At 57.4% G+C, this 14,345-nt stretch carries 13 protein-coding genes and 2 pseudogenes; 3 read left to right on the plus strand and 12 right to left on the minus strand.

What is annotated here, in order from left to right; all coding sequences use genetic code 11:
• From EDC14_RS10120 to EDC14_RS10140, 5 genes are all read right to left on the minus strand, one after another.
• Nucleotides 1-1,095 (minus strand): alanine racemase, encoded by a 1,095-nt coding sequence (locus EDC14_RS10120; protein WP_243662880.1) that lies wholly within the window; start codon nucleotides 1,093-1,095, stop codon nucleotides 1-3.
• 27 nt (nucleotides 1,096-1,122) lie between these two features.
• A complete protein-coding gene (locus tag EDC14_RS10125; protein ID WP_132014174.1) occupies nucleotides 1,123-1,584 on the minus strand; it encodes a RidA family protein in 462 nt (153 codons plus the stop codon).
• Between the two features lie 65 nt (nucleotides 1,585-1,649).
• Nucleotides 1,650-2,489: a carbohydrate ABC transporter permease gene (locus EDC14_RS10130; protein ID WP_132014175.1), complete on the minus strand. Its 840-nt coding sequence runs from the start codon at nucleotides 2,487-2,489 to the stop codon at nucleotides 1,650-1,652.
• Nucleotides 2,486-3,370: a carbohydrate ABC transporter permease gene (locus EDC14_RS10135; RefSeq protein WP_132014176.1), complete on the minus strand. Its 885-nt coding sequence runs from the start codon at nucleotides 3,368-3,370 to the stop codon at nucleotides 2,486-2,488. The genes EDC14_RS10130 and EDC14_RS10135 overlap by 4 nt, the downstream gene beginning before the upstream one ends.
• 105 nt (nucleotides 3,371-3,475) lie before the next feature.
• A complete protein-coding gene (locus tag EDC14_RS10140) occupies nucleotides 3,476-4,777 on the minus strand; it encodes an extracellular solute-binding protein (RefSeq protein WP_132014177.1) in 1,302 nt (433 codons plus the stop codon).
• Between the two features lie 339 nt (nucleotides 4,778-5,116).
• On the opposite strand from EDC14_RS10140, the gene EDC14_RS10145 reads away from it, so the two are divergent.
• The 3 genes from EDC14_RS10145 to EDC14_RS10155 all read left to right on the plus strand — a co-directional run bounded on the left by EDC14_RS10145 (nucleotide 5,117) and on the right by EDC14_RS10155 (nucleotide 9,255).
• Nucleotides 5,117-6,880, plus strand: a complete 1,764-nt coding sequence (locus tag EDC14_RS10145) for a cache domain-containing sensor histidine kinase (RefSeq protein ID WP_165907925.1) — start codon at nucleotides 5,117-5,119, stop codon at nucleotides 6,878-6,880.
• Complete coding sequence (locus tag EDC14_RS10150; protein ID WP_132014179.1) at nucleotides 6,877-8,484, plus strand: response regulator transcription factor; 1,608 nt, start codon at nucleotides 6,877-6,879, stop codon at nucleotides 8,482-8,484. Before EDC14_RS10145 ends, EDC14_RS10150 begins: the two co-directional genes overlap by 4 nt.
• 339 nt (nucleotides 8,485-8,823) lie before the next feature.
• Entirely contained in the window at nucleotides 8,824-9,255 is a 432-nt protein-coding gene (locus tag EDC14_RS10155; RefSeq protein ID WP_132014180.1) for a hypothetical protein, read from the plus strand.
• On the opposite strand, the pseudogene EDC14_RS10160 reads toward EDC14_RS10155, so the two are convergent.
• The 7 genes and pseudogenes from EDC14_RS10160 to pstB form a co-directional block, all read right to left on the minus strand.
• Nucleotides 9,252-9,437, minus strand: a pseudogene (locus EDC14_RS10160) (ATP-binding protein); the annotation flags it as partial. The gene EDC14_RS10155 and the pseudogene EDC14_RS10160 overlap by 4 nt on opposite strands.
• A 63-nt stretch (nucleotides 9,438-9,500) precedes the next feature.
• Nucleotides 9,501-9,677, minus strand: a complete 177-nt coding sequence (locus EDC14_RS10165) for an ATP-binding protein (RefSeq protein WP_132014182.1) — start codon at nucleotides 9,675-9,677, stop codon at nucleotides 9,501-9,503.
• A 75-nt stretch (nucleotides 9,678-9,752) separates the two neighbouring features.
• Nucleotides 9,753-10,004, minus strand: a pseudogene (locus tag EDC14_RS10170) (sensor histidine kinase); the annotation flags it as partial.
• Between the two features lie 46 nt (nucleotides 10,005-10,050).
• Nucleotides 10,051-11,832, minus strand: coding sequence for a two-component system histidine kinase PnpS (gene pnpS, locus EDC14_RS10175; RefSeq protein WP_165907926.1), 1,782 nt, complete (start codon nucleotides 11,830-11,832; stop codon nucleotides 10,051-10,053).
• An 18-nt stretch (nucleotides 11,833-11,850) separates the two neighbouring features.
• Nucleotides 11,851-12,540, minus strand: a complete 690-nt coding sequence (locus EDC14_RS10180) for a response regulator transcription factor (RefSeq protein WP_132014185.1) — start codon at nucleotides 12,538-12,540, stop codon at nucleotides 11,851-11,853.
• Nucleotides 12,541-12,592: 52 nt separating this feature from the next.
• Nucleotides 12,593-13,249 (minus strand): phosphate signaling complex protein PhoU, encoded by a 657-nt coding sequence (gene phoU / locus EDC14_RS10185; RefSeq protein ID WP_132014186.1) that lies wholly within the window; start codon nucleotides 13,247-13,249, stop codon nucleotides 12,593-12,595.
• A 254-nt stretch (nucleotides 13,250-13,503) separates the two neighbouring features.
• On the minus strand, nucleotides 13,504-14,259 hold the full coding sequence (gene pstB / locus EDC14_RS10190; RefSeq protein WP_132014187.1) for a phosphate ABC transporter ATP-binding protein PstB: 756 nt from the start codon (nucleotides 14,257-14,259) through the stop codon (nucleotides 13,504-13,506).
• Between the last annotated feature and the right edge of the window lie 86 nt (nucleotides 14,260-14,345).

The following is a 14,345-nucleotide window of genomic DNA, read 5'->3' on the forward strand; positions in this document are numbered from 1 at the left end:
TCAAGATACCTTGCCCCGGCCGGCGATGGCGGCCTCGCCCACGATCCGGCCGTCCCTTCGCAAGTAAAGCTTATCGTGCAGATTGACCGTGGTGCAGACGTGGTTGGGGATGATCGCCAAAACATCGCCCACCCGGATTTCGCCGGCTCCGGGCAGAATGCTGACGATCCCGTGTTCTTCCGACAGGCGTTCCAGGATCAGCTGGTCATCGCCGACCGTCCGGCCGTAACCTTTTAGATAATAGGGGAATACGCCTTGCGCGGCGTCGGTGGAAAACGTTTTGTTGCCGCCGTCGACTACCGCATAATCGGCGGCCCGGCTCACCACCGTGGTCAGCACGCTGAGCGCGCAATCCTCTGGGGAACAGACGCCGAGATTGGCCAGCATCGTATCATTGAACACATACGTGCCCGGCCGGATTTCGGTAACCCCGGGCACTTGGGCCGCATACGCCGCGGTCGGCGTCGAGCCGACGCTGACATCACGAATGGCGATCCCCGCCTGGCGCAGCTTTTCGGCCAGGTCTACCAGCAAGCGGCCTTCCTCCAGGCCGGCCTTTTCCCGGTCCAGAGTCGCCTTTCCCTCATAGATCAGGCCCTTGAAAGTGAAGATCCCCGTCAGCCGGATCCCTGAGAACCCGGCGAGCGTTTTGGCGAATTCCAAGGCTTGCTCATATCCCACCCCGGTCCGATGCATCCCCGTATCCACTTCCAGCCGGACCTCGATGGTCTGACCGTCGGCCAGCGCCGCTTCGGAGAGCGCCGTAGCCCCGGCGATGCTGTCGACGCCGACAATCAGGCGGATCCGCCGGTTGAGGGCCAAGACCCGCGCGATCTTGCCCGTCCCGATCACCGGGTAGGCAATGAAGATATCCGACAGACCCTGCTCCGCCATGACCTCGGCCTCGCCCACCTTGGCCACGGTGATGCCGTCGGCCCCCGCCGCCACTTGCAACCGGGCGATGGCCGGAATCTTATGGGTCTTGGTATGCGGCCGGAGCTTGCAGCCGTTCTTCGCGGCGACTTCGGCCATTCTGGCGATATTGCGTTTCATGATCGCTTCATCAACGACCAGACACGGCGTTTCCAGGTTCAACCCATTCACCTTCTTTACTTGATCGACTCAATCTTTCAGCTCAAAGACTCCTTCAATCTCGACCGTGATGTTGCCCGGCAGTTCATTGACGCCAATGGCCGAACGGGCATGCCGTCCCGCTTCGCCGAAGAGATCGACCAGCAGCTGCGAGGCGGCGTTCATGACCTTTGGCTGGTCCCCGAACCCCGGCGCGCTGGCCACAAAGCCGAGGATCTTCACCACATTTTTGATGCGGTTGAGGTCCCCGGTATATTGGTGCAAGATGCTCAGCATGTTCAAGGCCGCGATTCGCGCGCCGTTTTGCGCCGTTTCAATGGAAACATCCGCTCCCGCCTTCCCGGCGACGACCGGGACGCCGTTTTGAGTCGACCCCTGTCCGGCGGTGAATAACAGGTTTCCGACCTGTTTCACCGGAACGTAGACCCCGCCGAGCGGCGGCGGGGCCGGTAGTTCCAGCTGGAGTTTTTTGAGATTTTCATAGACACACATGGACGATCACGCTCCATCACAAAATAACGGTTTTCTGATTATTATCGGTTCCCCGGGGAATTGTTTCAACCCTTGACTGCCCCCATGGTCATCCCCTGGATAATCTTCTTGGAGAAGGCCAGGTAGACGACGATCACCGGCAGAATGGCAATTACCATGGCCGCCATCAATTCCGTATAAACGCTGGACATCGGTCCGATGAAGTTGGAGAGGCCGATGGGAATGGTCTTGTACATATCGCTGCTGATCAGGACCAGCGCAAAGGGGAACTCGTTCCACCACTGGAGAAAGCTCAAGATGATCACCGTGGCCACGATCGGCCGGCAGATCGGGAAGATGATCTGAAAAAGCATCCGGGTGTACGGAACGCCGTCAATGGTGGCCGCCTCCTCCATCTCGAAGGGGATGGTCTTGATGAAACTCTCAAAAAGGAAGACCGCCATCGGCAACCCCAGCGAGATGTAAGGAAAGAGCAACGTCACTCTGGTATTCAAGAGCCCCAGGTGCTTGAACTGGATGAAGAGGGGGATCAATAGGCTGTGGGCCGGGATGAGCATCCCCGACAGAAACATAATGTACAACAGATTCCTGCCCTTGAATTGGAACCGCGACAGGAAGTACCCGGTCACGAAACTGATCAAAATGATCAGCGCTACCGTTACGCTGGTGGTAAAGACGCTGTTAAAAAAGTACTTGTCGATATGCCCGTTGCGCAACGCCGCCGCATAATTCGAAAAGTCCAAGTGGGACGGGAGGGCCACGATGCTCAAGTTGAACTCCTGATTGGTCTTGAACGACGAGTAGATGACCCAAATAATCGGAAAGATGCATGAAAGCGACATCAGCATGACGATCAGATTGATAACGATCGCCGCGGTCCGTTCCAGAATCTTCTGTTTGTTCATGCCTGCTTCCTTTCCCCCAGCTTCCGGCTGATGAAGATGATGGTCAGGCTCAAAATCAAGATGCCGACCGAAATGGTACTGCCATAGCCCAGTTTGAATTGCTGGAATGAGGTTTTATAAGCGTATTGGGCCATCACCATGGAGCTGTTCCCCGGCCCGCCGCCCGTCATCACATAGATATGGTCGAATACTTTCATATTTCCGGAGATACAGAGCATGACCGCGACTTTAATCGTATCCGAAATCAACGGCGCGATGATATAACGCAACCGGTTGAAGCCGGTGCAACCGTCAATTTCGGAGACCTCCAGGACCGACTTGTCGATACTCTGCACCGCCGCCATAAAAATGATCAGATATTCCCCGATATACTGCCAGATGAGCGGAGCGCTCACCGAAAACATTACAATTTTCGGGTCATCCAGCCACGGCTGGATCAAGGCCTGCAAATGCAGCGCCTTCAGGATCATATTTAAGATTCCCAAGTCCTTATTGTAGATCAAGGTCCAGATAAAGCCGACCACAATCGCCGAGAGGACGACCGGGATGAACATCACCGTGCGGTGAAACTCCTTCAACTTCAACAGTTTCGAAGTGAAAAGCCCGCACAGCAGCAGGGCGAAACCCAATTGCCCGATGATGCATAAGACAATTACAATAATATTATTCTTAAAGGAATTCCAAAAGTCCGGATCCTTGGCCAGTTCCAGATAGTTCCCCAGCCCGACGAAGCGCATGGCGGCGCCGCCGTTCCAGCTGAAAAAACTGTACCGCATCGAAAGCAGCAGCGGCAGAATGACAAAACCGAGAAACAAGGCGACTCCGGGAAATAAGTAGAGGATCAGGACACTCCGTTTGACACGCAATGGATTATTGTTCATGATTCACCTTTTCATATCGGTATCCGATCCCAAAGCGGACTTTGGGACCGGATACCGGTAATCGCCGGTTGCAACGCGGAGGCGCAGGATGCAACGGGCCGGCCTTTATAGCGCTTCTTTTTCGTGCTCGGCCTGGATCCGTTTGGCCAGTTCTTTCGGGGTAATCCCGCCGATTAACATCTGCTGCAGGCCGCTGTTGATGACATCGATCAACGACGAACTCAGCTGAATATCGTACACCGGCACATACGAGCCTTTATCCACCAGCTCATTATACTGTTTGGCAATGGGTGTAACCTTGCTGGCATCATATTTGCCGGGTTTGACGGCGGGGAATTTATTAAATTCAGTCATCGCCGCGCCGAATTCCGGACCGGACAATTCCTTCAACACTTTGATGGCTGCCGCCCGTTTGGCCCCTTTCAAGTTGTTCATGACAAAAAACACGCTGGCGCCGCCGGACATGGCGGTCGGTTTGCCCTTGCCGCCTTCCACCGCGGGAATCAGAGCCAACTGGGTCGCTGCCAGGACATCTTTGGGGCAGTCTTTCTGCAAATCGCCGATAGCCCAGGCGCCTTCGATGAACATGGCCGCTCGCTTATTGTAATAAATCGTCCGTTGTTGCATGTTGTCCAGACTGTTCATGTCGGAGTTGAACGCGCCCATATTGGCCAGATCCGCCAATGCCTGCAACGACTTTACAAACTCCGGATCAGTGAATTTAGCGCCTTTTCTGTTCTTGGCCTTGAAGAACCAGTCGGTTCCGGTATAGCGGTCGGCGAGAGTGCTCAAGATGCAGGACTGAGCGACCCATTGTTCCTTGTTGCCGAGAGCGAGGGGCACATAGCCCTTGGCTTTAATCTTGGAGACAGCCGTCTTCAGCTCGGACCAACTCTTCGGGAATTGAGCGATGCCGCATTCTTTGAAGATTTCCTGGTTATAGAAGATCAGCGAGGTGCTCTTCGAGGTACAGGGAATGCCGTAAATCTTGCCGTTTTTGGTGATCTTGGTGAATACGCCGGGGAGAAATTGGCTCTTCCATTTGGGATCGGCGTTGATATCCTTGTTGATGGCGCCGATGAGCTTGTTGCTGATTAACATGTCCAGCAGATCGCCCTTGGCGACATAGAGTTCGGGAAGTTCATTCCCGGCCGCCAGGGTCTTCACTTTGGTATAAAGGGATTGGCTGGTCAGTGAGTCTTCAACGATTGTGATGTTGGGATTCTGCTTGCGCACCCGGTCCAGGGCCTGACGGAACGCAACGGCCGCGCCGCCCTCGACCGCTTCCACCTGATCATGGAGAAAATTCAAGGTTACTTTGGGCGCCGCTTTCTGGCCAAAACCCGGACTGCTGAAGATCCCGACCATCAGCAGCAGCGCCATGACCAACGAGCTTACTTTTTTCATACCACCATACCTCCTATTTCTTTTTTGAAACATTCTCATTATAAAGCAGCGCCGGTTGGCTCAAAATCCTAAAAAACTATGAAAATATCCCAAAAATTCATACAGGATGATCGGCTTCATCCCGTTCGTCCGGTTTCCGATGATCCTTGGCCGGTCAATATCCGAATTTTTATTAACTTATCGTCAAATTTGGATAAAGTTCCCGTTAGGCTTGTAAGTTTTACCGCTGCTTATTATGATACAATCATCAGGGACAGCCATCTTTATGATATCGGTGGGAAAACACCCGTTCCCCGTCCGGCTATTATTGCCATACTGTCCCGTTCAGGAGCTGCTACATTGAATACGCCACGCTTCTTCAGCATCCGTTACAAAATCGCCCTCTTCTTCCTGGGCGCGGTTTTCGTGCCGCTCGCGGTGATGTCGGCTTTTTATTTCATCCGCTCTTCCCAGATTATCCAGGAGAAATTCAGTCTGTCCAATCTGATCAATATCAAGCAGACCGGCTATAACATTGACTTCGTGCTCAAGGACGCCCACCGCCTCTCGCTGGATCTGATCAAAGATCCCACGGTGTATAATTTCTTGAAGAACGCCGCCCAACCTTCCTTCACGCTGAGCAGCCAATCCCGGATCGCCTTGGAAGGCTGGCTGTACTACCTGGGCCAGGCCAACGCCTATATCGATTCCATCTACATCAAAAGCAGCCGCGGCGTCGTCCTGGATACCAAAGGTACCGGCCATCAGCTCCCCGCCGCCTTCGTCGCCGCGGTCCGCCGGCTGAAAGGCGGATATACCTGGCGGGCCTACGAGCAAACCCATTTTGGCGGCGCCACAACGCCAGTCCTCGCGCTGACCCGTTCGTTGAACGACATGAACAATATCACCAAAGAGCTCGGGATCCTGGAGATCAACATCAGCGAGAAGAAACTGGCCAATATCTACAAAAACAACCTGGTGAATTCGGCCGGCGAGTTCTTTCTGGTGGACGGGGAGAACCGGATCATCTCATCCCTGGACCGGAACCGGCTCTACCGGCCGATGGACGCCGGGATCTTCCGCAAGATCGTCGGCAGCAGCAAGAAATACGGCTATTTTATCAATACGCTGCGGCAGGGCAAAGTACTGGTCACCTACTACCGGCTGGATAAGACCCAATGGTTTTTAGTGAATTATGTGCCCCTGGCCGATCTTTTCAAAGAGATCCGCGCCATGCGTTTTCAGATCCTGCCGAGCATGATCCTGAGTTTTCTGGTTTTCTCGTTATTGACGGTCGTCTTCGTCGAAAAATTTCTCAGCCCGTTGAAGGATGTCCGGAAGGTCATGCACAAGCTGCAGAACGGCAACTTTGACGTCCGCCTGGAGCCGCGGGGCAATGATGAGATCGGACTGCTGGGCGCGAGCTTCAACCAGATGTCGGAGAAACTGCGCGATCTGATGAACCAGGTCTATCTGGTGCGGATCAAGCAGAAAGAGGCGGAGCTCAACGCGCTCCAAGCGCAGATCAACCCCCATTTTCTCTATAACACCCTGGACACCATCTACTGGATGAGCCGGATGGAGAAGGCGCCGGAGACGTCCCAATTGATCCAGGCCTTCTCCAAGCTGTTCCGGTTAAGCCTGAATCAGGGCAAGGAATTCACCACGGTCGAGAATGAGCTGGCGCACCTCAACCACTATATTTTGATCCAGAAGAAACGCTACGAAGAGCTGATCCGCTTCTCGGTCGACGCGGCCGGGGAGACCCTCGGCTTGCCGGTGATCAAGCTGATTCTGCAGCCGTTGGTCGAAAACGCCATTTATCACGGGATCGAACCCAAGGGGGTTCCGGGCGAGATCCGGATCCGGATCTATCGCGACGCCGACCTGCTCATCTACGAAGTCAGCGACGACGGCGCCGGAACCGACGCCGCCAAAATCCAGGCGGTGCTGGAGACCCCCCTGGACCAAAAGAGCGGCTTCGGATTCGCGCTGAAGAACGTGAATGACCGGATCCGCCTGTATTACGGCGATGCTTACGGAATCGTCTTCCAATCCGCCCCCGGCCGCGGAACGACCGTCACCGTCAAGCAACCCATTCGGAAAGGAGACGCGGAACCGTGATCAAACTGTTGATCGTCGACGACGAGACCGTCATCCGCAAAGGACTGCGGACCTCGATTGATTGGGATTTATACGGCATCCACGTGGTCGGGGAGGCCAAAAACGGCCAGGAGGCCCTGGAGAAAGCGCTCACCCTGCGGCCGGAGATCATCTTGACCGACATCCGGATGCCGATTATGGACGGCCTGACTTTCATCAGCGCGGTCCGGGCCAAGCTCCCCGCGGCCAAAATCATCGTGCTCAGCGGCTATGACGAGTTCGAATACGCACAGCGGGCCTTGCGTCTCGGCGTCTCCGATTACTTGTTGAAGCCATTCGGCGCCGAGGAACTGCTCGAACTGATCCTGCGGCTCAAGGAAAAGCTCCTCGCCGAACAGAAACAACTGGAACAGGCCGTTCATACCCGCAGCATCATGGAGAAGAACCGCCTGACCACCCAGGCCGAACTGATCCAGGCGCTGCTCGACGCCGCCTACGACGACTATACCCCCATCTTCGAAAAAGCCCGCCTGGTGCAGTTAAATCTGGACGGTCCCTTCTACCAGGTGGTCGTCTTCAACATCGACGACCAGGAGCTGCTCACCGCCAATCTCCCGCACAAGGAGAAAGACTTCATCAAGAGCTCCGCCCTGAATATCGCCGGTGAAGTGCTGCAGCAGTACTGGGACGGCGCCTTTTGCCCCAGCGAGCCCGATTACTTTGTCGGCCTGGTGAATCTGACTGAGAATCCGGAGAGGCCGCTGGTGGAGGTCTGCCGGGAGATCCAAGCCACCGTCCGGAAGTATTTGAAGTTCACCATCAGCATCGGCATCGGCGCCCCCTATAACAGCGTCAAGCGGATCCCCGACTCCTACCAGGAGGCCCTGCGCGCTCTGGGCCAAAAGGTTTATCAGGGCAAGAACTCGCTGATCCATATCCAAGATCTGCCCCCGGTCCCGGCGGCAATGCTGCCCATTCATCCCGCCGCCGAGGAAATGGAGTTGCTCAAGGCTTTGAAAAGTCTCGACGAAGCCCGGATCGACTCCCTGCTCGAGGCCACCTTCGCCGCCTTCCGGCGGAAGCAGTCGGCCCTGGAAGAGGTGAAAAATTACTGCATCAAGCTGGCCTATCTTTCCATCTACACCTTGGAGGCCATGGGGGTCCAGGCCGAACACCCGCTGGGAGCGGAGCCCAATCTGTACGTGGCGGTCAGGCATTATGAAACCATGGCCGATCTGGAAGGATGGCTGCGGTCGCTCCTGGGTAAACTGCTGCAGAACTTGAACAGCTATAAGGCGCAGAAATACAAGCAAGTCATCAGCCAGGCCATTGAATACCTTCAGCAGCACTATCAGGAGAGCGTCACCCTCAAGACGCTCGCCGACGCCGTCTATGTCTCGCCCAACTATTTGAGCCGCATTTTCAAGGAGGAAACCGGCGAAAACTTCGTGGAATGGCTGAATAAGTTCAGAATCGAACGGGCGAAGGAGCTTTTGCGGGACCGGCGGCTGAAAACCTACGAGATCGCCGAAAAAGTGGGCTACAGCGACTACAAGTATTTCTCCTACAATTTCAAGAAATACACCGGGCGGAGCACCCGGCAGTACCTGGAGGAGAACCGCTGATTCGCCGGCCGGTCCGGCGGCGCTTCCGGCATCCTCCTCCCGCCTCCCGGCCATTCCTGCCGGAGGCTGCGGCGGGTTTGCTCCCGGTTCCGGCATGCCTGCCGCAGCGGAAAGAAGTTCTTCCAAAACGCGGGCCGGTTCCTCCCAGTCCCCGGCGGGTCCTGCCAAAGGCCGGGGCAGTGCCTCTCTTTCCTTTTCTCTCCGAACCACTCTATATTGTGGCCACAGGGCTTGTTAAGATAATCATGCAATGCTCGGGAGTATGATTTTTGCTCCGGGTAAGAAAATAATGCCGTCGGAACGAACGGAGGGATTGGCATTTTTAAGGGAGACCGGTTCATGTTGGGGATGACCGTCGGCCTGGCCGCGGACGGGGTGAAGTTGCTCTTCAACTACCTGGCTTTTCAGTTGGGCTTTACCAAGGTGCTCTTTTGGCAGATCGTGGCGGCCCGTTTTCTGGATCCGGAGGAGCTATTCCAGCCCCTGGCTTACCTGGTGGGCGGGGTGGCCGACCTGACTATAGCCGCCCTGCTGGGCACCGTCTTTGTCTATCTGTTGGATGGGATTCGCCGGGAGTACCGCTGGGTGAAAGGAGCCGGATTCGGTTTGGTGGTCTGGGTGATTTTGTTGGGCACGCTGCTCAACCAGACCGCGCCCAAAGGTTTGCCGATCAGCGGGGCCACCATGGTGGTCACCTTCCTGGCCCATCTGCTGTTCGGACTGGCGCTGGCCGGCTTCGACCGGGCGTGGGTCCGGAACCGGGCCGGTTAACCCGGATTCCCGGCCGCCTCATTGCTGATGGGAATGGTAAAGCTGAATACCGACCCCTGGTTGATGTCGCTCTCCACCGTCACCTTGCCGCCATGCGCCTCCACGATGTGTTTGACGATGGACAGCCCCAGGCCGGTGCCGCCGATCTCCCGGGACCGGGCTTTATCCACCCGCCGGTATCGGCCACCGCCACTCGGACTGGCGCTGGCCGGCTTCGACCGGGCGTGGGTCCGGAACCGGGCCGGTTAACCCGGATTCCCGGCCGCCTCATTGCTGATGGGAATGGTAAAGCTGAATACCGACCCCTGGTTGATGTCGCTCTCCACCGCCACCTTGCCGCCATGCGCCTCCACGATATGTTTGACGATCGGCAGCCCCAGGCCGGCGCCGCCGATCTCCCGGGACCGGGCTTTATCATCCACCCGCCGGTATCGGCCAGCGCCACTCGGACTGGCGCTGGCCGGCTTCGACCGGGCCTGGGTCCGGAACCGGGCCGGTTAACCCGGATTTCCGGCCGCCTCTTTACTGATGGGAATGGTAAAGCTGAATACCGAGCCCCGGTTGATATCGCTCTCTACCGCCACCTTGCCGCCATGCGCCTCCACGATGTGTTTGACGATGGACAGCCCCAAGCCAGTGCCGCCGATCTCCCGGGAGCGGGCTTTATCCACCCGGTAGAAACGTTTAAAGATCCGGTCCAGATCCTGCCGGGGAATGCCGACTCCGGTATCGGCCACCGCCACTCGGACTGGCGCTGGCCGGCTTCGACCGGGCGTGGGTCCGGAACCGGGCCGGTTAGCCCGGATTCCCGGCCGCCTCTTTGCTGATGGGAATGGTAAAACTGAATACCGACCCCTGGTTGATGTCGCTCTCCACCGCCACCTTGCCGCCGTGCGCCTCCACGATGTGTTTGACGATCGACAGCCCCAGGCCGGTACCGCCGATCTCCCGGGACCGGGCCTTATCCACCCGGTAGAAGCGTTCGAAGATCCGGTCCAGATCCTGCCGGGGAATGCCGACTCCGGTATCGGCCACCGCCACCCGCAGCATCTCCCCTTCCGGCCAGGCCGAAAGGCGGACCTGTCCGCCGGCGGGGGTGTATTTAAAGGCGTTATCCAATAAATTGATCAGCACCTGCTTGATCTGATTGCGGTTCCCGAATACCAGGGGCAGCTCCGGCGCAGGCGGGTTCAGCTCGAAATACGGGGTCTCGCCGGAGACCGGTTCGAACCGCTCCTTCATCTCATAGAACAATTCCCCGATGTCAAACGGCTCCCGCTGCACCTCCACCTTGGAATCGAGCTTGGCCAGGGCCAGCAGGTCGTTGATGAGATTGCTCAGCCGGTCGCTCTCCTGATCGATGGCCCTCAGGTAGCGCAGGAGAATGGCATTGTCTTTCCAGGCGCCGTTCAAGAGGGTCTCGGCCATTGCCTTCACCGAGGTGATCGGAGTCCGTAATTCATGGGAGACATTGGCCACGAAGTCCTGGCGCACCCGTTCGAGGCGGCGGATCTGGGTCAGGTCGTGGAGCACCGCGATGGTGCCGACCACCCGGCCGGTCTCATCCTTCAGCGGCGCCAGAAGCGCCTGGATCACCCGGTTGCGGGGGTGGTACAGGGTCAGCTCGCTCTCTTGCGGCTCCTTATAGCGGTTGACATCCTGGATCAGATCCAGCAGGTGATGGTTGAGCACCACTTCCATGACCGGACGGCCAGCGGCGTTCTTGCCGCTGATCTGCAGCATGTCATGGGCCGCCGGATTGGCCAGCACGATCCGCAGCCCGTGGTCGATGACGAGGATCCCGTCGGCCAGATTCTCCAGGATCACTTCCAGCTTGCGTTTCTCTTCCCTGATAGTGGAGAAGGAGTCCGACAATTGCTGGGCCATGCTGTTAAAGGCCAGCCCCAGATCGGCCAGTTCGTCGCGGCCGAACCGCCGGACCCGCCCCGTCAGATCGCCCTGGGAGATCCCGATGGCCAGCCGTTGCAGCTCCATGATGGGCAGGCTGATCTGGTGCATCAAAAGAAACCCGATCAACAAGGCCAGCAGGGCGGTGCCGGCGATGGCCCCGGCAATCAGCCAGCGCAGCCGGGAGAGCATCTGTTCGAATTCGCTCAATCGCTGGGCCACCCGGACCACTCCCGCCACCCGGCCGCCGATCCGGATCGGCACCGCCGTATAGATGAGCGCCTGATGCACCGTCTCGCTATAGCGGGTGACCGAATTCGGCTTGCCGGAGAGCGCGGCCCGGATCTCCGGCCGGTCTTGATGATTGGCCATCCGGGCCGGTTCCTCGGCGGAATCGCCCAGGACAATGCCGCTGGGAGCGACGACCGTAATCCGGCCCTGCGCGTCGCCGGCGATCCGCCGTACCAGCCGTTGCACCTGTTCCCGGTTTTGCAATTGGATCACGGAATGGAAGCGGTCGGCGATCAGCCGCGCCTGGACCAGCCGGTTGTCATCCAGGGACTGCCGGACCCGGGCTTCTTCGAAATTCAGGATATAACTGGCCAGGATCATGATGATCAGACCCACGCCGAGAATATAAAAAAGAAAGAGCCGCGTCCGAAATTTCATGCCAGCCCTCATCCTCCGTCACTTCCTGAATTTATAGCCGACCCCGCGCACCGTCAGGATATACTGCGGATTGCCGGGATCCTCCTCGATCTTCTCCCGGAGCCAGCGGATATGCACGTCCACGGTCCGGTCGTCGCCATAAAAATCATTGCCCCAGACCAGATTGAGCAGTTGCTCGCGGGTGAGCACCTGCCCGGGGTGGCTGGCCAGGATCCGCAACAGCTCATATTCCTTACTGGAGAGATTGACCACCGCGCCCTTGACGGTCACCTCGTGGCCCAACAGGTCGATCTGCAAGTCGTTGCTGAGCAGGACCTTGGGGCCTTCGGCCGCCGCCCCGGCGGGGGCCGTCCGTTTGAGGACCGACTTGATCCGGGCGATCAGCTCGCGCATGCTGAAAGGCTTGGTCACATAATCGTCGGCCCCGAGCTCCAGGCCGAGCACCCGGTCGATCTCGCCTTCCTTGGCGGTCAGCATGATGATGGGAATGTCGGAGGAGCGCCGGATGGTCCGGCAGACCTCCAACCCGTTCATCTCCGGCAACATCAGGTCGAGCAGGATCAGATCCAGCTCCTCGGTCTCCGCCAGTTGCAAGCCGCTGGCGCCGTCGGCCGCGGCGATTACCTCGTAACCCTCTTGCTTCAGGCTGTAACTGACGGATTCCACAATCAAAGGTTCGTCGTCAATGATCAAGATCCGTTTCGCCATGCTCTTTCACCTCAAAATCCCGTTGTACGGTTTACCTTTGGACCCGATTAGACTAATACCGTTCGTTCCGCCCGGTCACCAGATAGATGACGCGCTCGCCGATGTTGGTGGCATGATCGCCCACCCGTTCCAGATAACGGGCTGCGAAAAGCAGGTTCAACGCCTGAACCACCCGGTGGTTCTCCCCGCCCGCCAAAACGTACCCGGTCAGCTCATTAAAGAGATTCTCATAGAGTTGGTCCACTTCATCGTCGCGCAGACAAGTGCGTTTGGCCAGTTCCACGTCGCGGTCGACGAATGCCTTCAGACTGTCCTGCACCATCGCCTCGACCAGCGAAGCCATGCGCGGAATGTCGATCAGCGGCTTGATCAACGGTTCCCCGGCGATCCGGGGCGTGATCTCCGCGATATTGGTGGCGTGATCGGCAATCCGTTCCAGATCGGTGGCGGTCTTCAGGACCGTGGTGACCACCCGCAAATCGCGCGCCAACGGTTGTTGCAAGGCGATCAGCCGGATGCAGTCGTCTTCGACCTGTTGCGACAGATTATCGATCCGGTCATCCCCGTCGACGATGGTTTGCGCCAAGTTCAGATCCTGTTTCGCCAGGGATTCCACGGCCAAATGGATGGCTTCCTCCACCATGCTGCCCATGCGCAGCATCTCTTGCTGCAGCTCGCTGAGGGCTTTATCAAAACCTTCCCGAGTCATTGTGTTCACCTCGATTATCCAAATCTTCAACCGGATGCGGTTGATGCGTTGATATGTCGCAATCAGTTTCAGAGCGCCGGATGAGTTGCGACATATTTCCTTGATTCAATAGGACCAAAAAAGTTTCATCGTTCGGCCAACCCGCCGGCTTCAGGGTGTGAATGCCTACTCAAAAACCTTTTTATAAGTATACAAAATTTTTCCACCAAAAACCAGTCGAATTTGTGGCGATCCCTTCCGGCAACCCCGGCGGATCAGCCGAACCGCCCGGTGAGGTAATCCTCGGTCTCTTGTTGCGCCGGATTGGTCATCACCGCTTCGGTGGAGCCGTACTCCACCAGCCGGCCCAGGAGAAAGAATCCGAGCTGTCCGGAGATGCGGGCGGCCTGTTGCATGTTGTGGGTTACGATAACTATTGTATAATCTTTTTTCAATTCCATGATCAGATCTTCGATCTTTCCGGTGGAAATCGGGTCCAGCGCCGAGGCGGGCTCATCCATCAGCAGCACCTCCGGTTCCACCGCCAGCAGCCGGGCGATGCAGAGCCGCTGTTGCTGGCCGCCGGAGAGGCGCAATGCCGGAGTGTGCAGCCGGTCCTTGACCTCTTCCCACAGGGCCGCGCCGCTGAGGCTCCGCTCCACGATCTCGTTCAGCTGCTGCTTGTCTTTGATGCCGTGAATCCGCGGACCGTAGGCGATGTTGTCGTAGATCGACATTGGGAAGGGGTTCGGCCGTTGGAAGACCATCCCCACCCGTTTACGGAGCGCCACCACGTCCACTTTGGGCTGGTAAATCTCGGTGTTGTCCAGGGTAATCTTCCCGGCGGTCCGCACATTGTCCAACAGATCGTTCATCCGGTTCAAGGAACGCAAAAAAGTGGTTTTGCCGCAACCCGAGGGCCCGATCAGGGCGGTCACGGTTTTGGGGTAAATCTTCATATTGATGCTTTTCAGCGCCTGAAAATCTCCATAAAACAGATCGAAGTTTTCAGCGGCGATTTTAATATCCATTCCGGCATATCCTCCTTATCCCCGGCCGCCCTTCCAAAGTCCTGCCACGGTTCGGGACGGCCACCCGGTGTGATGCGGTACCCCGC

The sequence above is a fragment of the Hydrogenispora ethanolica genome (assembly GCF_004340685.1).
Lineage (GTDB): Bacteria > Bacillota > UBA4882 > UBA8346 > UBA8346 > Hydrogenispora > Hydrogenispora ethanolica.

Excerpts from the sequence above, each read along its gene's own strand:
- pnpS (WP_165907926.1), bottom strand. The coding sequence starts at position 11,832 with ATGAAATTTCGGACGCGGCTCTTTCTTTTTTATATTCTCGGCGTGGGT.
- phoU (WP_132014186.1), bottom strand. The coding sequence starts at position 13,249 with ATGACTCGGGAAGGTTTTGATAAAGCCCTCAGCGAGCTGCAGCAAGAG.
- pstB (WP_132014187.1), bottom strand. The coding sequence starts at position 14,259 with ATGGATATTAAAATCGCCGCTGAAAACTTCGATCTGTTTTATGGAGAT.
- EDC14_RS10155 (WP_132014180.1), top strand. The coding sequence starts at position 8,824 with ATGTTGGGGATGACCGTCGGCCTGGCCGCGGACGGGGTGAAGTTGCTC.
- EDC14_RS10135 (WP_132014176.1), bottom strand. The coding sequence starts at position 3,370 with ATGAACAATAATCCATTGCGTGTCAAACGGAGTGTCCTGATCCTCTAC.
- EDC14_RS10125 (WP_132014174.1), bottom strand. The coding sequence starts at position 1,584 with ATGTGTGTCTATGAAAATCTCAAAAAACTCCAGCTGGAACTACCGGCC.
- EDC14_RS10180 (WP_132014185.1), bottom strand. The coding sequence starts at position 12,540 with ATGGCGAAACGGATCTTGATCATTGACGACGAACCTTTGATTGTGGAA.
- EDC14_RS10130 (WP_132014175.1), bottom strand. The coding sequence starts at position 2,489 with ATGAACAAACAGAAGATTCTGGAACGGACCGCGGCGATCGTTATCAAT.
- EDC14_RS10140 (WP_132014177.1), bottom strand. The coding sequence starts at position 4,777 with ATGAAAAAAGTAAGCTCGTTGGTCATGGCGCTGCTGCTGATGGTCGGG.